The organism is Delftia sp. WY8 (genome assembly GCF_018437695.1).
In the GTDB taxonomy this organism is placed as follows: Bacteria; Pseudomonadota; Gammaproteobacteria; order Burkholderiales; family Burkholderiaceae_C; genus Comamonas; species Comamonas tsuruhatensis.
In genome coordinates, this window is sequence record NZ_CP049795.1 from 203,571 (window position 1) to 227,717 (window position 24,147).

14 protein-coding genes are annotated in these 24,147 nt (G+C 68.7%); 7 read left to right on the top strand and 7 right to left on the bottom strand.

Annotation, left to right across the window (positions count from 1 at the left end; all coding sequences use genetic code 11):
* The first annotated feature begins 71 nt into the window (after positions 1–71).
* The 3 genes from G4D77_RS00880 (at position 72) to G4D77_RS00890 (ending at position 4,536) form a co-directional block, all read left to right on the top strand.
* Entirely contained in the window at positions 72–767 is a 696-nt protein-coding gene (locus G4D77_RS00880; protein WP_016445923.1) for a fumarylacetoacetate hydrolase family protein, read from the top strand.
* A 147-nt stretch (positions 768–914) separates the two neighbouring features.
* Positions 915–1,478 (top strand): NUDIX hydrolase, encoded by a 564-nt coding sequence (locus G4D77_RS00885; protein ID WP_016453500.1) that lies wholly within the window; start codon positions 915–917, stop codon positions 1,476–1,478.
* A 247-nt stretch (positions 1,479–1,725) separates the two neighbouring features.
* Positions 1,726–4,536, top strand: coding sequence for a chemotaxis protein CheW (locus tag G4D77_RS00890; protein WP_154834391.1), 2,811 nt, complete (start codon positions 1,726–1,728; stop codon positions 4,534–4,536).
* Positions 4,537–4,555: 19 nt separating this feature from the next.
* On the opposite strand, the gene G4D77_RS00895 is transcribed toward G4D77_RS00890, so the two are convergent.
* From G4D77_RS00895 to G4D77_RS00915, 5 genes are all read right to left on the bottom strand, one after another.
* Positions 4,556–5,563, bottom strand: coding sequence for a patatin-like phospholipase family protein (locus tag G4D77_RS00895; RefSeq protein WP_016445920.1), 1,008 nt, complete (start codon positions 5,561–5,563; stop codon positions 4,556–4,558).
* Entirely contained in the window at positions 5,563–7,698 is a 2,136-nt protein-coding gene (gene ligA, locus G4D77_RS00900) for an NAD-dependent DNA ligase LigA (RefSeq protein ID WP_154834392.1), read from the bottom strand. Before ligA ends, G4D77_RS00895 begins: the two co-directional genes overlap by 1 nt.
* Before the next feature lie 47 nt (positions 7,699–7,745).
* The gene (locus G4D77_RS00905; protein WP_016445918.1) at positions 7,746–9,086 is read right to left on the bottom strand and encodes a cell division protein ZipA C-terminal FtsZ-binding domain-containing protein; all 1,341 of its coding nucleotides are present in this window, start codon (positions 9,084–9,086) and stop codon (positions 7,746–7,748) included.
* Between the two features lie 57 nt (positions 9,087–9,143).
* Entirely contained in the window at positions 9,144–12,671 is a 3,528-nt protein-coding gene (smc, locus tag G4D77_RS00910; protein WP_074922310.1) for a chromosome segregation protein SMC, read from the bottom strand.
* Positions 12,672–12,804: 133 nt separating this feature from the next.
* Entirely contained in the window at positions 12,805–16,011 is a 3,207-nt protein-coding gene (locus G4D77_RS00915) for a bifunctional diguanylate cyclase/phosphodiesterase (protein WP_227740756.1), read from the bottom strand.
* A 656-nt stretch (positions 16,012–16,667) separates the two neighbouring features.
* On the opposite strand from G4D77_RS00915, the gene prpF reads away from it, so the two are divergent.
* A complete protein-coding gene (gene prpF / locus G4D77_RS00920) occupies positions 16,668–17,879 on the top strand; it encodes a 2-methylaconitate cis-trans isomerase PrpF (protein WP_043791372.1) in 1,212 nt (403 codons plus the stop codon).
* A gap of 34 nt (positions 17,880–17,913) precedes the next feature.
* Here the strand turns inward: prpF and G4D77_RS00925 are convergent, their stop codons facing one another.
* Positions 17,914–18,846 carry a pyridoxal-phosphate dependent enzyme gene (locus G4D77_RS00925; protein ID WP_026062287.1) on the bottom strand — a complete coding sequence of 311 codons (933 nt, stop codon included), beginning with the start codon at positions 18,844–18,846 and terminating at the stop codon, positions 17,914–17,916.
* A gap of 67 nt (positions 18,847–18,913) precedes the next feature.
* On the opposite strand from G4D77_RS00925, the gene G4D77_RS00930 reads away from it, so the two are divergent.
* Positions 18,914–19,846: a LysR family transcriptional regulator gene (locus tag G4D77_RS00930; RefSeq protein WP_154834394.1), complete on the top strand. Its 933-nt coding sequence runs from the start codon at positions 18,914–18,916 to the stop codon at positions 19,844–19,846.
* Between the two features lie 166 nt (positions 19,847–20,012).
* On the top strand, positions 20,013–20,870 hold the full coding sequence (locus G4D77_RS00935) for a hypothetical protein (protein ID WP_154834395.1): 858 nt from the start codon (positions 20,013–20,015) through the stop codon (positions 20,868–20,870).
* 10 nt (positions 20,871–20,880) lie between these two features.
* Here G4D77_RS00935 and prpR read toward each other — a convergent pair whose 3' ends face one another.
* A complete protein-coding gene (gene prpR, locus G4D77_RS00940; protein WP_154834396.1) occupies positions 20,881–22,881 on the bottom strand; it encodes a propionate catabolism operon regulatory protein PrpR in 2,001 nt (666 codons plus the stop codon).
* A gap of 219 nt (positions 22,882–23,100) precedes the next feature.
* Here prpR and G4D77_RS00945 point away from each other — a divergent pair, with 219 nt between their 5' ends.
* Positions 23,101–24,111, top strand: a complete 1,011-nt coding sequence (locus tag G4D77_RS00945; protein ID WP_017405022.1) for a tripartite tricarboxylate transporter substrate binding protein — start codon at positions 23,101–23,103, stop codon at positions 24,109–24,111.
* The last annotated feature ends 36 nt before the right edge of the window (positions 24,112–24,147 follow it).

Genomic DNA, 24,147 nt, shown 5'->3' on the forward strand with positions numbered 1-24,147 from the left:
CGTGCAGCCGCGCCGATGCATGGCACACTTGCGGCGGCGCCCAAGAGACAAGGCGCCAGAGGAACACCGACATGAGCTACGTTTTCAACCCGCCCGCCGTGGCCAGCGTACCCGTCCTGGGCCGCCCCGAGCGCTTCCCCGTGCACCGCATCTACTGCGTGGGCCGCAACTACGAAGAACACGCCAAGGAGATGGGCTTCACCGGCCGCGAGCCGCCCTTCTTCTTCCTCAAGCCTGCCGACGCCATCGTGCCCGTCGAGGCCGGCACCACGGGCACCATGCCCTACCCCACGCTGACCTCCAACCTGCACCACGAGATCGAACTCGTCGTGGCCATCGGCAAGGCGGGCAAGAACATCCTGGCAGCCGATGCGCTGGACTACATCTGGGGCTACGCCGTGGGCCTGGACATGACGCGCCGCGACCTGCAAAACGACATGAAGAAGCAGGGCCGACCCTGGTGCATCGGCAAGGCCTTCGAGCATGCCGCACCCATCGGCCCCATCACCCCGGCAGCCGAGGCCGGCGACATCGCCAAGGCCGCGATCTCGCTGCAGGTCAATGGCGCCGACCGCCAGCGCAGCGACATCGGCAAGCTGATCTGGAACATTGCCGAGACCATCGAGCACCTGTCGGCGGCCTGGGAACTGCAGCCCGGCGACCTGATCATGACGGGCACGCCCGAAGGCGTGGCCGCCGTGGTGCGCGGTGACCTGCTGGAAGGCCGCATCGACGGGCTGAGCCCCTTGAGCGTCAAGATCGCCTGAGTTTTCTCTGAGCCTGGCGACAGGCCGGCAAGGCAGCAGGGAGCACGCTCCCCGGCCTGCCGGCCTTTGTGTTTGAACCCACGGTCCGCCGCACGGAATGCCTTACTGCCTTCCGTCTGGCGGCGCTTTCACTTTCATGGTGTCGGCATGATTTTTCGCAGCCCCATCAAGTTCTGCCGAGCCTGCGGCACGGCGGTGGTCTACCGCCTTCCTGACGATGGCGACACGCGCGAGCGCGCCGTGTGCCCGCACTGCCACACCATCCACTACGAGAACCCGCTGAACGTGGTGGGCACCATCCCCGTGACCGACGACGGCCGCGTGCTGCTGTGCAAGCGCAACATCGAGCCGCGCCGGGGCCTGTGGACCCTGCCCGCAGGCTTCATGGAACTGGCCGAGACCACGGCACGCGGCGCCCAGCGCGAGACCGACGAGGAAGCCGGCGCCGACATCGAGATGGGGCCGCTGTTTTCCATCGTGGACGTGCCCAAGGTCAGCCAGGTCCATCTGTTCTACCGCGCCCGTCTGCGCAGCGAGCAGTTCTATCCCGGCCCCGAGACCATGGAGGCCCGCCTGTTTGCGCAGGCCGATGTTCCCTGGGAAGAACTGGCCTTCCGCACCGTGCGCGTGACGCTGGAGCGCTACTTCGCCGACCGGGCTGCCGGCCTGCTGGACGCGCACCGGGTGCACTCCATCGACCTGAGCCTGTAGGCCTGCACGGCCGCCAGGCACCACCGTGCTGCACGGCGCCGGCGTACGCACTGCGGTGATGCCGGGCCATGCCCCGGTGTGGCACCGGACGGGCTGCGGACGGGGAGCAGGCGGCGGTCCGTCATCCCTATGTCACCTTGCAGACACATTTAGTCACAAACTGGCCTCCTTCTTGCTCTTTGCATAGGGCTTTTCCCTGAGCGGAAAAGTTGGTTTACCGAACCTGAACCTGACTGCGGAGCGCCCCATGGCCACATCCCTGCCCACCGACCTGATTCTTCCCCACCTGCGGGAACTCAACCGCAACGCCGCCGACCTGCGCGAGATCCGGCTCATGTGGCGTCTCATCGAGGCTTCGGCCCGCATGCAGGCCTCGCAGCAGGGACAGGCCCTGGTGTCCATGCTGACCGACACGCGCCAGGGGTTGGAGCAGCTGGAGCAAGGCCTGCTGCAGTCGCAGCTGGCCCAGTCCGCGCAGGAAGCCATGGCCCAGCTGGGCATGCAGTCCAGCCATGCCATCGACCTGCTGGTGCGCAGCCTCTACGAGCGCACGGCCGATGTCGGCTTCCTGGCCGCCGATTCCGTGCTGTGCGAGGCCATGGCCCAGCTCGGCGATGGCGACATCCTGCTGGACATGGCCGCGGGCGGCCTGCACGCCTGGCAGGCTCCGCTGCAGCTGCACCTGCAGGCCTACCGTGCCAAGTACACGGTCTACGACGACATCCTGCTGCTGGACACCCAGGGCCAGGTCTGCGCACGCGCCCAGGCAGGCGACAAGCCGCTGCCGCCCTGCGCCGAGGGCTGGTTCCAGCAGTGCCTGCAGCAGGCCGGCCATGTCAGCCATTTCGGCGCCAGCTGCGTGCTGCCCGGCGCAGACCGCCTGATCTACGCGCAGCGCCTGCTGCATCCACGCACCATGGCGGTGCTCGGCGTGCTGTGCCTGAGCTTCGACTTCGCGGCCGAGATGCAGGCCATCTTTGCCTCGGGCGGGCCGCGCGCCCAGGTGGGACTGCTGCTGGATGCGGCTGGAGTGGTCATTGCCAGCAGCGATGACCACTGGATCGCCCCCGGCAGCCGCGTGCCCATGCACCACGGCGATGCCGTGCAGCCGCTGATCCACGCCGGCCGCACCTATCTGGTGCGTACGGCCCGCGCCCTGCCCTACCAGGGCTATGCGGGCCCCGAGGGCTGGCAGACCCAGGTCATGGCGCCGCTGGACCTGGCCTTCGCTACCCAGCAAAGGCCGCAGGTCCTGCAGGCACTGGAGCCTGCCATCGCCGAAGGACTGATGGCCCAGTCCCGGGGCTTTTGCCCGCCCCTGCACGCCATGGCACGCGCGGCCGACGACATACGCCGCGTGGTCTGGAACGGCCAGGTGCTGGCTGCCAGCCAGGCGCCGGAGTCCCCCGTGCAGGGCACGGCCCACCCGGACCCGCTGCAGGCCGTGCTGGAGCAGATGAGCGAGACCGGCGACCTGACCCATGCCGTGTTCACGCGCGCCATCCACGGCCTGCACGAGACGGCGCTGTCCACGCGGCTGCAGGAGCACACCACGCTGAACCGGCTGCTGATGGACCTGCTGGAGCGCAATCTCTACGAACGCGCCAACGATTGCCGCTGGTGGGCCCTGACGCCAGGCCTGCAGAAAGTGCTGCAAGACAACAGCGGCTGCCTGGCCCTGTCGGTACAGGCACACGACGCCGCGCAGCGTCTGCTGGAGCAGCTCAATACGCTGTACACCGTCTATGCGCGCATTGCGCTGTATGACGCCCAGGGCCTGGTGCTGGCCTGCAGCCATGAGGACGAACCCGGTCTGCCGCTGTCACCCGGCGTGCGCGTGCAGGCCTCGGCACTGCAGGCCACCATGGCGCTGCGCGATGCCCAGGCCTATCACGTGCAGGAGCTGGACGATGGGGGCCTGCCCGTCCACGTCTACCACGCCGCATTGCGCGCCCCCTCAACCACCAATGGACATGGGCATGGGCAGGGCGCAGATCAGGGCCCCGCCATCGGCGGCATTGCCCTGCTGTTCCACACGCGCCGAGAACTGCAGGCCATGCTGCAGGCCGCTGCACCGGAGCAGTCCGGAGACGCCGGCCCCGAAGACCACGGCCTGCCCCGTTTGCCGATGGAGGCTTTCTACGTGGCACGCGACGGCCGCATCATCGCCGCCAGCCACGGCGGTCGGCCGCTGGGCAGTTGCATAGAAGGCGTGGCCGGGCTGGCAACGCTGGCCGATGGAGAGGTACGCAGCAGCATCGAGGAAATCGAAGGCCACTACTGCATCGTCGGCATGGCCGCCGGGCGAGGCTACCGCGAGTTCCGGCTGGACCAGGGCGCGGCACGCGATGCAAAGGAAAGCGCAACGGAGGACACACTGGCCGGCCTCGTCAGCCTGAGCCTGCAGCGGCTGGGGCCTGTGCATGCCGATGCGCGCAACCGCGCCCTGCGCCTGGCGCCGGCCACGCGGCTGGATGGCTCGCGTCCTGTCGCGCGTGCGCTCGCCGCGCACGGCGGTGGCGATGCGCCGGTGGAACTGGCCAGCTTCTACGTGGGCGCCAGCCTGCTGGCCCTGCGGGCGGCCGATGTCTGCGAGGCCCTGCCCGCCAGCGCCATCTCGCCCGTGGCGGCAGGGCGGCTGCCGTTTTGCGTGGGTGCGCTGGCGCGGCGCAGCCAGGGCAGCGTCAGCGGCTATGTCTGGGTGTTCGACCTGGCCGCGCTGCTGCAGGGCCGGCCCGGCGTGGTCACCGAGCAGTCGCAGGTCATCGTGGTCCAGCACGGCGGCCTGCGCGTGGGGCTGCTGGTCAGCGCGCTGCAAGGCGTGCACCGGCTGCCGGCCAGCGCGCTGGTGGAATCGCCCATGCTCAGCGTGGCCTCCACGACGCCGGCCCTGGTGCGGGAGCTGGTGCATGCCGGCGCGGGCCTGCCGCTGATCCAGTGCCTGGATCCGGCTGCATTGATGCAACGGCTGCAGCCTTCGCGCGGCGCGGCGGCCAACGCAGACCGCAGCGCGGCAGCAGTGGAGCGCGAGGCGGCCTGGGATGCCCAGGCGGCATAGGGCGCGTTCCCCCGGGGCCTCACAGACCCCAGTGGCGCAGGCCCGGAAGCGCGGCCTGCGCCGCCTCGTAGCCTTCGTCGATGGCCTCGCGGGCGCGGTGGAAGTCCAGCAGGCCCAGGTGGGACAGGCGCGGGGCGATCACCAGCTCGGGCGGGTCGCCCGCCATGCGGCTGCGCGTGATGCGCATCTGCATGATGTTGACGCTGGTCATCACCACGTCCAGCAGCGAGGGCGGCCGGGGCGGGGGCTCGGTCTCGCGGCCTGCCTCATCGCGGTGGTGGCCGGGCATCCACCCCATCACGCCACGCTGCAGCCGGCGCATCCAGGCCGAGCCGGCCACGGCGCTGGCCTGGCCCGACAGGTCCTCGGGCGCCACGCCCTGCTCCACGGCGGGCGGGGCCTCCTCCAGCGGCGGCGCAGCGGCCATGGCGGCAGCGGGCGCCAGCGGCCGCATGTGGCGCCGCATGATGTCGGCATTGAGATCGACCGCGATCACGATGTCCGCGCCCATGGCGCGCGCCAGCGAGGCGGGCACGGGGTTGACGATGCCGCCATCGACCAGCAGCCGCCCTTCGCGCTGCACGGGCGTGAACAGGCCGGGCAGCGCGATGGAGGCGCGCACGGCATCGGCGATGGAGCCCTTGCGCAGCCAGACCTCGGCACCCGAATGCAGGTCGGTGGCCACGGCGCCGAAGGGAATCTTCAGATCCTCGATGGCCGAGTCCACGAAATGCTCGCGCCAGAACGAGATCAGCTTCTCGCCCTTGAGCATGCCGCCCGCGATGTTGAAGTCCATGAAGCCGAAGACCTTGCGCATGCCCAGGCCCAGCACCCATTCCTCGAAGCGCTGCATTTCACCGGCCGCATAGGAGGCGCCCACCAGGGCGCCGATGGACGAGCCGCAGATGATGTCGGGCCGCAGGCCCGCATCCTCGAGCGCGCGCAGCACGCCGAAATGCGCCCAGCCGCGCGCCGACCCGCTGCCCAGCGCCAGGCCAACCACGGGTTTGCGCGGACTCAGCGCCATCAGCCCTGCTCCGCTGCGGCTGCAGCAGGGGGGTCACCCGCCAGCAGGGCCAGCATGCCGGCCTCGTCCAGCACGGGCACACCCAGTTCCTCGGCCTTGGCCAGCTTGCTGCCGGCCTCGGCGCCCGCGACCACGTAGCTGGTCTTTTTGCTGACCGATCCGGAGACCTTGGCGCCAGCGGCCTCCAGCATCTCCTTGGCCTGGTCGCGGCCCAGCGTGGGCAGCGCGCCGGTGAGCACCACGGTCATGCCGGCCAGGGGCTGGGCGGTCTGCTCGCGCGCCGCGCCCTCTTCCCAGTGCACGCCGCAGGCACGCAACTGCTCGACCACCTCGCGGTTGTGGGGCTGGGCGAAGAAGGTGTGGATGCTCTCGGCCACGATGGGCCCGACGTCGCGCACCTGCAGCAGTTGCTCGACGCTGGCGTCCATGATGGCGTCCAGCTGGCCGAAATGGCGGGCCAGGTCCTTGGCCGTGGACTCGCCGACCTGGCGGATGCCCAGGCCGAAGAGGAATCGCGCCAGCGTGGTCTTCTTGGATTTCTCCAGCGCATCCAGCACGTTCTGGGCCGACTTCTCGGCCATGCGGTCCAGCGATGCCAGGGCCACCAGGCCCAGGCGGTAGAGGTCGGGCAGCGTGCGCACCACATGGCCGTCCACCAACTGGTCCACCAGCTTGTCGCCCAGGCCCTCGATGTCCATGGCGCGCCGCGCGGCGAAGTGCAGGATGGCCTCCTTGCGCTGCGCCGGGCAGAACAGGCCGCCCGTGCAGCGGTGGTTGGCCTCGCCCTTGGGGCGCGACACCGCGCTGCCGCAGATGGGGCATGCAGCGGGCATGCGGAAGTTGGGCACATAGGCCGGCCGGTCGCCGGGCACGCGGCCCACGACTTCGGGAATCACATCGCCGGCGCGGCGCACGACCACGGTGTCGCCGGTGCGCACGCGCTTCTTGCGGATCTCGAACAGGTTGTGCAGCGTGGCATTGGTGACGATGACGCCGCCCACGGCCACGGGCGCCAGGCGCGCCACGGGGGTGAGCTTGCCCGTGCGGCCGACCTGTATGTCGATGCCTTCCATGCGCGTGGGCATTTCCTCGGCCGGGTACTTGTGGGCCACGGCCCAGCGCGGCTCGCGCGAGACAAAGCCCAGCTGGCGCTGCTGGGCCAGGCTGTTGACCTTGTAGACCACGCCGTCGATCTCGTAGGGCAGCGTGGCGCGCTCGGCGCCCATGCGCTGGTGGAAGGCCACCAGCTCGGCCGCGCCCTTGGCAATGCAGACCTGGGGCGCCACCGGGAAGCCCCAGTCGCGCAGCGTCTGCAGCATGGCGTAGTGGGTGCCGAAGTCGGGGCCGCCCTGCGCGGCCGGCGTGATCTCTCCCAGGCCATAGGCGAAGAAGGACAGCGGGCGCTGGGCCGCAATGCCCGAGTCCAGCTGGCGCACCGAGCCCGCCGCCGCATTGCGCGGATTGGCAAAGCTCTTGCCGCCGGCGGCCTGCTGGCGTTCATTGAGCCGGACGAAGTCGGCGCGGCCCATGTAGACCTCGCCGCGCACCTCGACCACGGGAGGCACGCCCTTGCCTTCGGGCAGGGACAGCGGAATCTTGCGGATGGTGCGGATGTTGTGGGTGACGTCCTCGCCCACCTCGCCGTCGCCGCGCGTGGTGGCCTGCACCAGGCGGCCGTTCTCGTAGCGCAGGTTCATGGCCAGGCCGTCGAACTTGGGCTCGGCAACGTACTCCACGGGCGGCGCGCCTTCGGCCAGTTCCAGCTCCTTGCGGATGCGTGCGTCGAAGGCCTCGGCTCCCGTGGCCTCGTTGTCGGTCTCGGTGCGGATGCTGAGCATGGGCACGGCATGGCGCACGGGCATCAGGCCGTCGAGCACGGCGCCGATCACGCGCTGCGTGGGCGAGTCCGGGGTGACCAGTTCGGGGTAGGCACCTTCCAGCGCCTGCAATTGCTGGAAGACGCGGTCGTACTCGCCGTCGGGCACGGTGGGCGTGTCCAGCACGTAGTACTCATGTGCCCATTGGTTGAGCTGGGCGCGCAGCGCCTGCACCTTGGCCAGCACCTTGTCGGGGGCGGCCCCGGACTCCGGCGCCGCGGGGGCTGCGCCGGAGAAGAGATCCAGATTGTCGTTCATGGGGTTGAGGCCAGGAGCCTGTTGTGCACCAGGGGCACCGCGCCGCGTCAGCTGAACAGTCGCCGCGCCAGCATGGAGCCCGCCGACAGCTCGCGGCTGTCGAGCTTGTCATAGAGTTGTTCCAGGTCGTGCTGGATGGGGTCCAGCGCCATGGCCGGCAGCAGGTAGCCGTTCTGGTCGCAGAGCACTCCATCCATGGTCTGGCACAGGCGCTCGGCCACCTGGCGCAGCTGCACGAAGGCCTGCTCGCCGCGCGGCACCTGGGGCACGTCCAGGCTCAGCAGGAACTCGCGCACCACCGAGGTGTCCAGGTCGTCGGCCATGGCCGCCTGCGGGTCGTAGTTGAGCACCAGCACCGGCGGCATGCCGGGCGTGGGCGAAGGCAGGGCCATGCGCCCGGGCATGGAGCCCGGCAGAAAGCCCTGGCGCGATGCGTTCTGCTGCACATAGCCCGCGCTCCAGGAGGCCTGGCGTGCGCGCAGCATGAAGGTGAGCTGGGCATCGTGCTCGCTGGCGAACTGGTCGAGCTCGCGCGCACGCGCCACTTCCTGCAGCATGTCGGGCACGTCGGGCGTGGCGCCCAGCGCGTCGGCAAAGCGCTGCACCTTGGCAACGAACTCGGAGAACTCGATCTCGTTGAGCGCACCCGTGCGGTTGGCCAGCTGCACGCCGGCCTGGAAACCCAGGTAGCGCTGGCCGGGCTGCAGCGGCTCCCACTGGTGGGTGGACTGGTTCATGCCTTCGATGGCAAACGGCTTGTTGCCCGCGCGCCGCGTGGCCGGCTGGGCCTGCAGCGCCAGTTCGCCAGGCACGGCCTGGCCGACCTGCACGGGGGCAATGGCATCGATCAGCGCATCCAGGCCCGGCCGGCTGGCCGCAGCGCTGGTCAGGGCCGCGTCGTTGAGGGAAGGCTCGATGGACTGCGGTGCCAACGGGGATGGCGCAGGCACTGACGCAGATGCGGGTGCCGATGCGCTGGCGTCTTCAGCCGCCTGCAGGGCATGGGCAGCCTGCGCGGTCTGCACCGCCTGGGCTGCCTTGGCCGCCAAAGCGGCCTGGGCCTCGGCCTGGCGCTGCTGCTCTTCGAGCTGGACCAGATGGGCCAGTTCGGCATCGGTTTCGGCAAAGCGGTCCACGGCGGCAGGGCTCTGGCCCGGGGCTGCGGTGCCGAAGTCGCCCAGCACGGGCTCGCGCAGGCTGTGCGTCAGGTCCGGGCCGTGGCCCACGGTGTCCATGCCGGGTTCATGGCGCGAGGGATCGCGCTGCGCCTCTTCGACGGGGTCGGCGCGCTTGGGTGCGTTGCGGCGTGCGGACCAGCTGTTGTAGGCAATGATCAGGGCCAGCACCACAAAGCCCAGGACGGCCAGACTGATTTGCAGGTTACTCATGGAATGAAGGAATGAAACGTCGTTCCAGCAAATAGGTTCGGAAGGTTGCGGACATGCTCAGGATAGCTCAGCCATGGACAGCGCGGACTCCATGTCCACGGCCACGATGCGGGACACGCCCTGCTCCTGCATGGTCACGCCGATGAGCTGCTGCGCCATTTCCATGGCGATCTTGTTGTGGCTGATGAACAGGAACTGCGTGCCCTTGCTCATGCTGGCCACCAGCTTGGCATAGCGCTCGGTGTTGGCGTCGTCCAGCGGCGCGTCCACCTCGTCCAGCAGACAGAACGGCGCCGGGTTGAGCTGGAAGATGGCGAAGACCAGGGCAATCGCCGTCAGCGCCTTTTCGCCACCGGACAGCAGGTGGATGGTCTGGTTCTTCTTGCCGGGCGGCTGCGCGATCACCTGCACGCCCGAGTCGAGGATTTCATCGCCGGTGATCACCAGCTTGGCCTGGCCACCGCCGAACAGCTCGGGGAACATGCGCCCGAAATGCCCGTTCACGGTCTCGAAGGTGCCCGACAGCAGCTCGCGCGTCTCGGCGTCGATCTTGCGGATGGCATCTTCCAGCGTGTTCATGGCCTGGGTCAGGTCCTCGGTCTGCGCGTCAAGGAAGGTCTTGCGCTCGCGCGCCAGCTTCAGCTCGTCCAGCGCCGCCAGGTTGACGGCGCCCAGGGCGGCGATCTCGCGGTGCAGCCGGTCGATTTCGCCCTGCAGGCCGTGCATGCGCACATTGGCCTCGGCAATGGACTGGGAGACGGCGGCCAGGTCGGCGCCCGCCTCTTCCAGCAAAGTGGAGTACTGCTCCAGGCCCAGGCGCGCGGCCTGCTCCTTGAGCTGGAATTCGGTGATGCGCTGGCGCAGCGGGTCCAGCGCCTTCTCCAGCTGCTGGCGGCGTTCGTCGCTGGCGCGCAGCTTGTTGGTCAGGTCGTCATATTCGCTGCGGCGCGCGGCCACGGCCTGCTCGCGCTGCATCTTCAGATCCAGCGCGTCCTGCAGGCCGCCCTGGGCGGCGGCATCGGTCAGGCGCGTGAGTTCGTCCTGCGCGCGCTGCTGCTCGTCGGCCAGCGAGCGGGCCTGCTGGCTGGCCGTCTCTATGGTGCGGCTGAGTTCGCCCCGGCGCGCCTCCAGGCTGCGCCGCGAGAAGGTGGCCTCCTGGGCCTGGCGCTCCAGCGTGCGCAGCTGCTCGCGCGATTCGTTCAGGCGCCGCTCGGACTCCAGCACCTTGTCGCCCAGCTGGGCATGGCGCTCCTGGCTGTCGGCCAGCTGCATGTCCAGTTCCTCGAAGCGGGCTTCGGCCGCCACGCGGCGCTCCTCGATGTCGGACAGTTGGGCCTCGACCTCGGCCAGGTCGGCGCTGATCTGGGCATTGCGCGCGCGGGCCTGCTCGGCCAGCTGCGACAGGCGCAGGGTCTCGACCTGCAGCTCATGGGCGCGGCCTTGCGATTCGCTGGCCTCGCGCCGGGCGCTGACCAGGCGCTGCGAGGCCTCGGCATAGGCGCTTTCGGCACGCACCAGGGCCGTGCGCGATTCGTCGGAGATCAGCGCCTGGGCGCGCACTTCCTTTTCGAGGTGCTCGATTTCCTGGGCGCGTGCCAGCAGGCCGGATTGCTCCGAGTCCTGCGCATAGAAGCTCACGCTGTGGCTGCTGACGGCATGGCCCGTGGGCACATAGACCGTCTCGCCGGGCCGCAGCTCGCCGCGGCGCGACAGCGCCTCTTCCAGCGTGGGCGCCGTGTAGCAGTCCTGCAGCCAGTCGCCGAGCACGGCGCGCAGGCCGGCATCGTTCACGCGCAGCAGATCGGACAGGTGCTGCCAGCGCCCCGGCGCGGGCGCGGGGGCGCCCTGCGGCGGGCTGAAGAAGGCCAGGCGCGCGGGGGGCGCATCGTGCCCGCCTGCGCCCAGGAAGCCGCGCACCATGTCGAGCCGGCCCACTTCCAGCGCGCCCAGGCGTTCGCGCAGCGCGGCCTCCAGCGCGTTTTCCCAGCCGGGCTCGATGGCAATGCGGCTCCACAGGCCCTGCATGCCGTCCAGGCCGTGCTTGGCCAGCCAGGGCTGGAGCTTGCCGTCGGTCTTCACCTTTTCCTGCAGGGCCTTGAGGGCTTCCAGCCGCGCCGACAGGTCGGCATGGCGCGCGGCCTCGGCATTGACGGCCTGCTGGCGCGTGCGACGGTCCTCATCGAGCTGGGGCACGGAGTCCTGCAGCTCGTTGAGCACGGCATCGGCCATTTCAGCCAGTTCGCGGGCCTCGTCCAGCTGGGACTGCAGATTGTGGAGGCGGGCCTCGTCGGGTGTCTCCAGCGCATTGCGGTCGGCGCGCAGTCGCTCGAAGCGGGTCTCGAACTGGCGGCGCTGCTCGTCCAGGCTGCGCTGCTCGGCGGCCAGCACCTGGATCTGCTGCTGCACCTGCACCACGCTGGCGCGCTGGTCGGCATCGGCCTTCTGGGCATTGCGCAGCGCCTCTTCCAGGTCGGGCAGGCGCATGCTCTGCTCCTCGACCTGGGCGGCCAGCATCTCGGCCTGTTCCTCGGCGTCCATGCCGGCGCCGTCGAGATTTTCGATTTCGGCTTCGGCCTCCTCGCGGCGGCTGTTCCACAGCAGCACCTGCTCGGACAGCTGCTGCAGCCGCTGCTGCACGCGCTGGCGGCCTTCGAGCACGTAGCGGATCTCGGCCTCCAGCTTGCCGACCTCGGCCGTGGATTCGTAGAGCTTGGCCTGGGCCTGGTTGACCTGGTCGCTGGCGTCGTAGTGGGCCTGGCGCAGGGTTTCGAGTCCGCTTTCGTTGTTGCGGATGTCGGCCATGCGCTCTTCCAGCTCGTTGACGGCCTTCAGGCCCTCCACGCGCACGCGGTCCTGCTCGGCCTCGGCCTCGGCGCGCTTGAGAAACCACAGCTGCTGCTGCTTGAGCGTGACCTGGGACTGCAGCGCGTTGTACTGCGCCGCCACCTCGGCCTGCTTCTCCAGCCGGTCGAGGTTGTTGTTGAGCTCGCGCAGGATGTCCTCCACGCGCGTGAGGTTCTCGGTGGTGGCCGAGAGTCGGTTCTCGGTCTCGCGCCGGCGCTCCTTGTACTTGGACACGCCTGCGGCCTCTTCCAGGAACAGGCGCAGCTCTTCGGGGCGCGACTCGATGATGCGGCTGATCGTGCCCTGGCCGATGATGGCGTAGGCGCGCGGGCCCAGGCCCGTGCCCAGGAACACGTCCTGCACGTCACGGCGGCGCACGGCCTGGTTGTTGATGAAGTAGCTGCTGTTGCCCTCGCGCGTGAGCACGCGCTTGACGGCGATCTCACCGAACTGGCCCCACTGGCCGCCCGCACGGTGGTCGCTGTTGTCGAAAACCAGTTCCACGCTGGAGCGGCTGGCCGGCTTGCGGTGCGTGGTGCCGTTGAAGATCACGTCCTGCATGGACTCGCCGCGCAGCTCGCTGGCCTTGCTCTCGCCCAGCACCCAGCGCACCGCATCCATGATGTTGGACTTGCCGCAGCCGTTGGGGCCCACCACGCCCACCAGTTGACCCGGCAGCATGAAGTTGGTGGGCTCGGCGAAGGACTTGAAGCCGGACAGCTTGATGGAATTCAGGCGCACGATGCAGGCACAAAGCGGTCCGCGGCGAACGGACAAACAAGGAGGTGGGGAAAGAACAAGGCAGCTCGGGATGATACCGCGCGCCACCCCCTCTCAAGAATGGAAAGCGGCCCGGGCGGGGCCGCTGCGAATGTCAAGAATGGTTTGAAGGGACCTCTGGCCCCGTGCTGGCGTCCGTGCATTCCGCCACTTCGGGCCGGTGTTGCGCCGGCGGGGTCAGGCATGCGGGGCTCAAGGCCGGGGGGCGCTGCAAGGGGGCGGCCTCGCGCACCAGGGCCTCGAAGCTGCGCACGGGCACGGGCGGGCTGAGCAGGTAGCCCTGCCAGACGTGGCAGCTCTGGTCTTCGAGGAATTGGCGCTGCGCCTCGGTTTCCACGCCTTCGGCAATGACCTGCAGTCCCAGGCTGGTGCCCAGGGCGACGATGGTGCGCGCAATGGCCGCGTCGTTGGGGTCGCTGAGCACGTCGCGCACGAAGCTGCGGTCGATCTTGAGCTGGTCCAGCGGCAGGCGCTTGAGATAGGCCAGCGAGGAATAGCCTGTGCCGAAGTCATCCAGCGAGAAGCCCACACCGTGGGCCTTGAGCGTGGCCATCTTGGCGGCCGTGTCGTCCACGTCGGCCAGCAGCAGGCTTTCGGTCAGCTCCAGCTTGAGCAGGCGCGGGTTGGCGCCGTGCTCCTTGAGCGCCTGCAGCACCTGCTCCACGAAGCGCGCCTGGTGGAACTGGCGCGGGCTGACGTTGACGGCCAGCACCATGCAGGCCATTTCGGGGTCCGCCGCCCATTGCGCCAGCTGCCTGCAGGCCTCGCCCAGCACCCATTCGCCCAGTTGCTGGATCAGGCCGGTCTCCTCGGCCAGCGAGACGAAGAGCGAGGGCGGCACCAGCCCTTCGCGCGGGTGGTTCCAGCGCAGCAGGCCTTCGGCACCCACGATGCGTCCGTGCGCCATCTGCGGCTGGTAGTACAGGACGAACTGGCTGCGCACCAGGCCCTCGCGCATTTCCTGCTCCATGGCCGTGCGCGAGCGCAGCACGGCCTGCAACTGCGGATCGAAGAATTGCAGCGTGTTGCGCCCCATGCCCTTGGCCTGGTACATGGCCATTTCGGCGCGGCGCAGCACCTCGTCGGCGCTCAGTTCCTGCTCGCCGAACAGGCTGGCGCCAATGCTCATCGTGATGTGGCAGGACTGGCCTGCCAACTGCAGCGGCTGCTGCAGCAGCGAACGCATGCGCTGGACCTCGCCTTCCAGCTGCGAGGCCGCATGCATGGAGTCCTTGCCCAGGTCCTCCAGCAGCACGACGAAGTCATCGCCGCTGTGGCGGGCCAGCGTGGCCTCGGGCCCCAGGGACTGCGCCAGGCGCTCGGCAATCATGCGCAGCAGCACATCGCCAAGCTCCAGCCCCAGGCTGTCGTTGAAGGCCTTGAAGTTGTCCACGTCCAGCAGCATGACGGCGCCGCAGCGCCCGCGCCGGCGGCTGGAGGCCAGCGCCTGCTGCAACCGGTCCACCAGCAGGCGGCGGTTGGGCAGGCCGGTGAGCGCGTCGTGGAAGGCCAGGCGGCGGATTTCCTCTTCGGCGGTCTTGCGCTGGCTCTGGTCCTGCAGGATCAGCAGGCAGCCTTCGTCCAGCAGCATGCCGCCTATCGATACGGAACGCGTGCGGCCATCGCTGCCCATGAGCTGGTATTCCTCGCAGTTGAGGGTGCCGCAGCTGTCGGACTCGCCGCTGTGCAGGCTCTGTGCCACGCGCGCCCTCGCCTGCGCGGCCTCGAAGCGGCGCTGCATGCGCAGGCGGCGGGCTTCATCGGGACACATGTTGCACCACCAGCCATCACCATCCATGCCGGCCGTGGCACCGTGGCCCGCCAGGCGCATGAATTCTTCGTTCCAGTAGGCGAAGCGGCCGTCGTCCTGAAGCATGGCCAGGCCCAGAGGCAGGCGCTGGATGACCATGCGCAGATGGCGCGATCCATCGCGCTGCATCTGCTGCAGGTGGCGCCGCGCGCTGATGTCCTGCACCAGCGCCATCAGCCGCCGGGACGGGCCATGGCCCAGCGCGGAGATATGCAGCTCCACCCAGACCAGGGTGCCGTCGCGGCGCCGCAGCTGCCGCTCGATCTGCAGCGCCCCGCGCTGGCCCGCCGTCAGCTCCTGCAGCAGCACCCGGTCGCCCTCCAGGGTTTCGGCCGCCAACAGGGCCAGCAGGGGCCGCTGGCACAGCTGCTGCGCCTCATGGCCCGTAATGTCGCAGTACCTGCGGTTCACATGCAGGACGTTGCCGCTGGCCGCATCGACCTGCACCACGCCCACGGCAGCCTGCTCGAACAGGGCCTGAAAGCGGGCATCGCTCTCGCGCATGCTGCGGGAGGAGGCGCGCAGCTGGGCCCAGCTGGAAGGATAGCGCCGCCACCAAGCTGCCGCCAGCGACGCCAGCAGGGCCGACACGAGCATGCCCAGCGCGAAAAGAACCAGGGGCTGGACACGCTCGGTCCAGGACAGGGCCGTCCCCATGGGAATGAAGTTCAACCGCCACAGCCGGTCCTGGGCCTGCAGCGTCTGCTCCAGCACCACCTGGCCGGTGTCGCCCATGCCGGCCGCCTCCTGCCCGCGCTCCGGCCAGGCCGCGCCCAGGTACAGCGGCAGCGGCGATATGCCGGCCGGCGGCAGGGGCGAGGTCGGGCCTGCGTCATGCATGGCCAGCGCAAGCCGGCGCAGAAAGCCGCGTTCATGCAGATCCTGCACCAGGTCGTGCACGCGCACGCTGACGTCGGCAGTCCCCAGAAACAGCGGCTGCGCGGCCTCCCCGTCCGGGGACTGGTGGTCCACAAGCGCAAAGACAGGCGCGCGCACCAGCACGGCGGTGGCATGCTCGCCGGGCTGCTTCAGCGCAAACGGTGCCGAGACCACGGCGGCCGCGCTGTCGCGGCTGCGCACCATGCTGGCCATGAGGCTGGGGCGGTCGTGCATGTCCAGGCCGGCAATGGACTCGTTGCCCTCCAGCGGCCAGAGATAGTCGATGAAGAAATAGTGCGGCCCGGGCCGAGCGGTGAAGGCCTGATCCTGGCCGGGCAGACCGCGCTGCGTTGCGGCCCGTGTAAAGGACAGCGCCTGCATGCCCGGCTGCGCCTGTATGCGCAGCGCCTGCGCCATGCGCGCGAAGGCCGATTGCCCCATCTCGGGAGAGGCGGCCAGCTGGTTGGCCACATGCTGGACCATGACCGCGTAGGCATCCAGGCGCATCTCCAGCGCCTGGCGGGCCGACTGGGCCTGCTGGGTATGGCGCTGCAGGTCGATACGCTCCAGCGCCCGCTGCTGCTGCAAGGCAAGCACAGCGCTCAGGCACATGCCCACCGCCATGACGGTTGCGGCTGGCCAGGCGGCCCGGATGGCTACAAGCGTGCGCTGGGCAAAAACTGACATGGAGCGGCTAAGGCGGAATAGGCGGTCACGGGAAATCGGTCCAGGAGCACGGAACCGCTCGTTGCCAGCCCCATGGCAGGTTCACCGGAAAGGGCAGTACAGGCCATATGGAGCAGAGCGCGAGGATAAATGGATTTCGGCACGCGGCAGGCGAACCATGGATAAGACAAATCCTACAAACACCCTTCCTCTATCGTCTGCAAGCACACTTGCTGAAGGCTGGCCCGGGCAAACCCTAGAGAGCTCCGCAGGCCGGCGTGGGACTGGGGGACCGAACCGTTGCACGCTCCCTCATCCATGAAATCAAAAGCAGCAATTTTGAAACGGCAGTGAAACGAATGTTGCGGCGGCAGCCAGCACCGCAGTGCACACGCCCTGTGCTGGCGCGCTGCAAGGCTTGCACGGGTTTTCCCTTGATGCGGATGGCATGGCGCTTGCAACAAACCTGGCCTACTGCCATCGCCTGACACCGCAGGGGACACCGTCCATGTGCATCAACCGCCGCCAGAGGCTGCGCGCTCCGGCGATCGGCAGACCGCAAGAACAGACACAGATACGAACAACAGCACAGGAGGCCTGAGATGGGCGCGATCCCCGAAACCTTTCTTCCCCAGTTGCGCATCCCTGCCACCTACCTGCGCGGCGGCACCAGCAAGGGCGTGTTCTTTCGCCTGCAGGATCTGCCCGAGGCGGCCCGGCACCCCGGACCCGTGCGCGACGCCATCCTGTTGCGCGCCCTGGGCAGCCCCGACCCGTACGGCAAGCAGATCGACGGCATGGGCAATGCATCGTCCAGCACCAGCAAGGCCGTGATCCTGGCTCCCAGTACGCGGGAAGGCCATGACGTGGACTATCTGTTTGGCCAGGTCGCCATCGACCAGCCGTTTGTGGACTGGAGCGGCAACTGCGGCAACCTCTCGGCCGCCGTGGGGCCCTGCGCCATCCACATGGGACTGATAGATCCCGCGCGCATTCCTCGCAACGGCACGGTCACCATCCGCATCTGGCAGGCCAACATCGCCAAGACCATCGTGGCCCATGTGCCCATCACGCAAGGCCAGGTCCAGGAGACCGGCTCCTTCGAGCTCGATGGCGTGACCTTCCCGGCCGCCGAAGTGGCGCTGGAGTTCCTGGATCCCGCCGATGAAGGAGACGATGGCGGAGCCATGTTCCCGACAGGCCACCTCGTGGACCGGCTGGACGTGCCCGGCGTGGGCAGTCTGGCGGCCACGCTGATCAATGCGGGCATTCCGACCATCTTCCTGAACGCCCAGGACCTGGGCTACACGGGCTGCGAGCTGCAGGACGCCATCAACACGGACGACGAGGCCCTGGCCCGCTTCGAGGCCATACGCGCCCACGGCGCGCTGCAGATGGGGCTGATCAAGGACCTGGCCGAGGCCGCCAGACGGCAGCACACGCCAAAGATCGCCTTTGTGGCGCCACCGGCCGCCTACACGGCATCCAGCGGCAAGCGCATTGAATCGGGTGACGTGGACCTGCTGGTGCGCGCCCTGTCCATGGGCAAGCTGCACCACGCCATGATGGGCACGGCTGCCGTGGCCATCGGCACCGCAGCGGCCGTGCCGGGCACGCTGGTGAATCTGGCGGCAGGCGGCGGCGAGCGCAGCGCCGTGCGCTTTGGCCACCCCTCCGGAACGCTGCGCGTGGGCGCCGAGGCCCGTTTGGTGAACGGCCAGTGGCAGGTGACCAAGGCCCTGATGAGCCGCAGCGCACGCATCCTGATGGAAGGCTGGATCAGGGTCCCCGGCGAGGTGTTGAACGCCGCATGAATGCGCGGGCCGGGTCTTCAGGCCGCAGCCGTGCTCACGCCTCGGCTGCCAGCGCCGCCCCACGCCACGCCTGGAGCTGCTCCAGCGTGTTCGTCGTGCCGCCACAGGCCACCACCAGCACGCGCTGGAAGCCTTGCAACGCAGGAGCGCGCCCGTAGGCCAGGGCCAGCGCGGCGCCACAGGCCGGCTCCACATGCAGGCGATGGTCGTCAATGAAGCGCAGGCAGGCCTGCAGCGCCTGCGCATCCGTCACCACGGCGCTTCGCACGGGGTGCACCTGCGCCAGATCGAAGGCTCTCTGGCAGACCTGGCGCGCGCCCAGCGAAGTAGCCACGCTGGTGATGCGGTCCAGCAGTACGCGGCGGCCCTGGGCCAGGGACTGCGCCAGAGAATCGGCGCCGGCCGTCTCCGCCGCGATCACGGGCACATCGGTCCAGCCATGGCGCTCCAGACCCTGCACCACGCCGGCCAGCAGGCCGCCGCCGCCCACAGCCAGCACCACGGCGTCGGGCTTGAAGCCGGCTGCGGCCAGTTCGTCGACGAGGGTGGAATGCCCGGCCCACAGCAGCGGATCGTCAAACGGGTGGACAAAGGCATCGTCGGCACCCAGCAGGGACTGGGCCAGCGCATTGGCCTCGTCCCAGACGGAGCCATGCACGATCAGCTCGGCGCCCTGGGCGCGGATCAATGCCCGTGCATGCTCGGTCGTGGTCTGGGGAACGACCACGGTGACGGGCATCGACAGCTGCCGTCCCGCATAGGCCACGGCAATGCCGGCATTGCCGCCCGACGAGGCCACAAAGCGCTTCTTGCCCTGGCCCGCCAGGGTCTCGCAGGCATGGCCTATGCCGCGCAGCTTGAATGATCCGCAAGGCTGCAGCGCGTCCAGCTTGAGCCAGATGTTCTGGCCGCTGGCCTGGCCCAGGGCATGGGATTCGATGAGGGGAGTGGAGGTGTGCAAAGGCATGGAGCGGCAGTGTAGAACTGGGCTGCCATCGCGATAATCCCCCGGTATTCCAAATATTCTTTGCGCCATGAGCACAAATCAAGCCCTACCCCTGTTCGGAGAAATGGCCATCTTCGTCAAGGTGGTGGACACGGGCAGCTTCTCCGAGGCCGCGCGCCAGCTGGGCAGCACGCCATCGGCCACCAGCCGGGGCGTGGCGCGGCTGGAAAGGGCTCTGGGCCTGCGCCTGCTGGAACGCACCACGCGCAAGCTGCGCCTGAGCGAGGCCGGCCGCGAGGTGCATGCGCGCTGCCTGGACATGGTGGGCGCCGCGCAGGCCGTCATGGCTGCATCCCTGCTTCAGGACGCGCAGCCGCGCGGCCTGGTGCGCATCAGCGTGTCCAAGGCCGTGGGCCATACCGTGGTCCATCCCCACATGCCCGACTTCCTGGCCCTGTATCCCGAGGTCGACGTGCAAATGCGGCTGGAAGACCGCTACATGGACCTGATCGATGACCCCGTGGACCTGGCCATACGCATCACCAACCACCCGCCGCCAGGCCTCATGGGCCGCCACCTGATGGACATCGACCATCTGCTGTGCGCCTCGCCCCAGTACCTGGCCCGGCACGGCACGCCCGCGCATCCGCTGGACCTCAAGGCCCACAGCTGCATCTACCTGGGCGAGGAGCCCGGCGACGCGCACTGGAAGCTGCGCGGCCGCGGCAAGACCGTCACCGTGGCCGTGCGCGGGCGCTATGCGGCCAACCACACCGGTGTGCGGCTGGACGCCGTGCTGCAGCACATCGGCATCGCCAGCCTGCCCCGCTTCACGGCACGGCAGGCCCTGGCGGACGGGCGCATCGTGCAGGTGCTGCCGGACTGGAGCTTCCTGCCCAACTACAGCGGCCAGCTGTGGATTCTTCACCCGCCCACCAGACATCTGCCACTGAAGCTGCGCGTGCTGATGGATTTCCTGGCCGAGCGGCTGGGGGGCACTGGTGGGATGCGTGTTTCGTGATTCTTCCATGTGATTTTCAATAGCCAACGGCAATCACGACGGCCATTTGATTCGGACATAAACCCAAATGACTCCGTCATCCCGGGCGATTCAGCATTCCGAGGTGGATCGCGGTTAAAGTCCGGCATCCATTCGATTCAATATTTTCAAAACCAACGGAGCAAGCATGTCAAAGCGACTGAGTGGCCTCATGGCCGCGGCCCTTGCCGCCTTCATTTCCACGCCCGCGCTGGCCATTCTTCCGGATTCGGGAATGTGGAGCATTGGAGAGGAGCTCAATGGCAAGCCCGGGCGCGGCATTCAGATCGACAGGCAAGGCGGCTCCACGCTGATCCTGACCTATTTCGGTTATCGCGCGGACGGGTCGTCACTGTTCCTGCAGGCCGCAGGCACGCTCAAGGACGGCAAGCAGTTTGACGGCGTGCTCACGGAGTACCGCAATGGCCGCGCGCTGGGTGGCCAGGCCCGCGATGGAGAGCTTGCGCAGGAGGCTGGCCCGGTCAGGATCGTCTTCGATTCCTCCACCACGGCGACGATCACCCTGCCCGGCGAGGCGCCGCAGCGCCTTCAGCGCTTCCAGTTCGAGGATCTGAGGAACCGGCTCAATTTCACGTTCTCGCACTCGAGCGCACAGGGCTACGCGCGCCTTTCATCCCCTGGCGAAATCACTTTCAAGGTGGATGAAAACACGCTGATTGCCGTTGAGAAGTCAAGCACGGGAAACACTGCCTGTGAGTACCAAGGAAATTTGAAGCATTCGGGCAATGCCTTCCGCTCAGAAGGAACTGCGCAGTGCTTTTGGGGTGCCACCCCGAGAACCTATCTCTACAACATGGAAGACCTGAAGGTCGATGAATTCGGAGCGCTCAGCGCTCGCTTTTATTTCAGAGACAGTATTTCTCCAGAGCTCGCCCCTTTCCTGCGATCGGTCGTCGGGATATGCAAGGGCAGTATCGCCAACGTCGATGTGTTCCGGTGCCAGCCATCCGATCTAAAGCTGGACCCAGGTCTTTGGAAAGAATGATGACGGCGCGTCAGCCCCCCTGACTGCGCAGCCGCCGCCACAACGTGGCCCGGCTGATGCCCAGGATCTCGCAAGCGCGGCGCTGGTCGCCCTGTACCTGCTCCAGCACTTCGCGCATGCGCTGGCGCTCGGCATCGCGCCGGGCCTCGCGCAGTTGCAGTTGCCGCTGCTGCGCTGGCAGGGCCTGAACGGTACCCTGCCCAGCCCCGTCGCATTCAGGAAACAGCTCCCGCAAGCGGCCCATGTCCACGCGGCCCGCGCTGTCGCGCAGGTCGTGGCGGCAGGCCAGCAGGCGTTCCACCCAGTTGTCCAGCTCTCGCGCATTGCCGGGCCAGCGGTGGCCGGATGCCAGCTCCAGCAAGGCCGCCAGCAAGGGCTCCAGGGATGGCCCTTCCACCTGCAGCGACTGCGTGCGCAGGCGCCGCGCCAGCATGGCGCGGGCCAGGGCCTGGACATCGGCCGGGCCGCGTTCGTGCAGTCCGGGCATGGACAGGCGCAGCACGGCCAGGCGGTAGAACAGGTCACGCCGGAATTCACCGCGCTCGACCAGGGCCGCCAGATCGGCGTGCGTGGCGGCGATGACGCGCAGGTCCACCGGCACGGGCGTGGTGGAGCCCACGCGCAGCACTTCGCGCTCCTGCAGCACGCGCAGCAGGCGGGACTGCAGGGCCAGCGGCATGTCGCCGATCTCGTCCAGGAACAAGGTGCCCGTATGGGCCGCCTCGATCAGCCCGGTCTTGCCGCCGCGCCGCGCGCCGGTGAAAGCGCCTTCGTCGTAGCCGAAGAGTTCGCTCTCCAGCAGGCTTTCCCCCAGGGCCGCGCAGTTCACCGCCAGGAAGGGCTGGGCCGCGCGCCGGCTGGCGCGGTGCATGCCCTGGGCCAGCAACTCCTTGCCCGTGCCGCTGTCGCCCTGGATGAGCACGGTGGCATCGCTGGCCGCGAACTGGCGCGCCAGGCGGCGCACGCGCTGGGCGGGCCCGCTGTCGCCCGCGTAGTCTTCGATGCGCCAGCGCACGCCCGCGCCGCGCAGGCTGCGGTTGGCGCGCAGGTGGCGGTCGGCACGCTGGATGGTGGCCGGGTCGCGGCACACCAGCAAGGCGCCCGTGAGCTGGCCGTTTTCCACGATGGGCGCGCGCCGTACCACCAGGGTGCGCATGGCCAGCTGGACCACGTCTTCACTGCCTTCGGGCTCCAGGGACTGCGACTGCAGCGCCTGTGCCAGTGCCAGCGCGGGTGCCACCTCGTCCAGCAGCCGACCATGCAGCGCATTGGCGGGCGCGCCCAGCAGCGCGGCCATGGTGGGGTTCAGGGCCTGGATGCGGCCTTGCGTGTCCACGGCGACCACGCCGTCCTGCAACTGGCCGAGCACGGTTTCCAGCCGCTGGTGGCGGGCGCGCTCGGCATGGCGGTGGCGGGCCAGCAGCACGGCATCACGCAGGGCCTGCAGCACGGCGCCATCGGAGTACAGCAGCACGCTGGGAATGCCGGCCTGCTCGGCCAGGTCGGCCACCAGGCCGGGCGCGACGACGGCGCCCACGCCGGCGGCCTGCAGCGCACGCACGCAGGCCTGGGCATCTTCGGGTCCGTGGTAGCTGAACTGCGCAATGCCGGCGCCGAACAGCGCGTCGAACTGGGCCAGATGCGGCGAGGGATGGTCGAACGACACCAGCCCGATGCGCGGCGTGCCGCCGGACTGGGCCAGTGCACGTGCGCTGGCCAGCGCCTGCAGCAGATCGAACCCCCGCACCTCGATCATGACGACGGGGATATCGACCCGCTCGCGCACCCAGGCGCCGCTGGCCCCTGCGGCCACCAGGGCGTCTATGGGCTCGACCGCCTGCAGCGCACGCACGGCCTGCACGGCATCGTCAAAGGCCGCGCTGACATGCTCCACGCGCACCTGGTCGCCCACGGCCAGCGACATGCGCTCCAGCACGCGGCCGATGCGGTGGCGGCCCACGGTGACGACGCGCGGCCAGGCTGCGCGGGGGCCGGCAGGGGTTGCATGCATGGAAGGCACAACTGATTCATTCATGCAACCGATTATTTCATTCATGCAACACCGCACCGGGCGAATCGGTGAATGCCTGCAGAGCAGGCTTTTCAAGAATCACAAAACCCATTCACATCAACAACTTGCGATATCAAGGGTTTACCCTTTGATCCGGTGGCATGCCACTTGCAAACAGGCCAGGCGTTTCAATCATTTCAAGCATTTCCAGGAGACCCCATGAACCAGCCATCCCGCCTGCCCCGCCGCACCGCCCTGGCCACCCTGCTTGCCGCCGCGCTGCCGCTGGCCGGCGTGACCTGCTCCGTCGCTGCACGGGCTGCCGGCGCCGCCGATGCCTGGCCCACCCGCCCCATTCGCCTGGTGGTGCCGTTCTCGGCAGGCGGCGCCAATGACCTGATGGCACGATCGGCTGCCGAAGGCGCGTCCAGGATCCTGGGCCAGCCCGTGGTGGTCGACAACCGCGCGGGTGCGGGAGGCACGGTGGGCGCCGACATCGTGGCCAAGGCCCAGCCCGACGGCTACACCCTGCTGGTGAGCGCGGCTGGCGTGATCTCCAACAGCATGATCAAGAAGACCATGCCGTTCAAGGACGATGCGCTGGTTCCGGTGGCCATGATCGGCCTGGCGCCGTCCGTGATCGTGGTTCCCAAGAACGCGCCCTACCAGAACCTGCGCGATTTCGTCGAGGCATCGAAGAAGGGCCAGGGCTTCAATTTCGCCACGGCCGGCACGGGCAGCACGCCGCATTTCGTGGCCGAGATGCTGAACGTGAAGTACGGCGCCCAGCTGCAGCCCGTGCCCTACAAGAGCGGGTCGGAGAGCACGACGGCCGTGCTGGGCGGGCAGGTGGAGGGCACGTCGGAGGCCAGCATCATCGCCCTGCCCCACATCCTCAACGAAGGCAAGTTCAAGGCCCTGGCCACCACCTGGACGCAGCGCATCTCGGCCTATCCGCAGCTGTCCACCGCCGTGGAGCAGGGCTTTGCCGAGCTGCAGATCGCGCACTGGGCCGGCATCCATGCGCCCAAGGGGACGCCGCCCGCCATCCTGGACAAGCTGGCCGCCGCCGTGGACAAGGCCATGAAGGAGCCGGCCACCGTGGAAAAGCTCAAAGGCCTGGGCATCGAACCCATCGGCGGCACGCGCGCCGAGTTCGTGAAGTTCACAGACGCTGAACGCAAGCGCCTGGGCGAGATCGTCAAGGCCGCGAACATGCAGGAAAAGTGAACCGCTTGCGCCATCACCATCGATCCCAACCGAGAC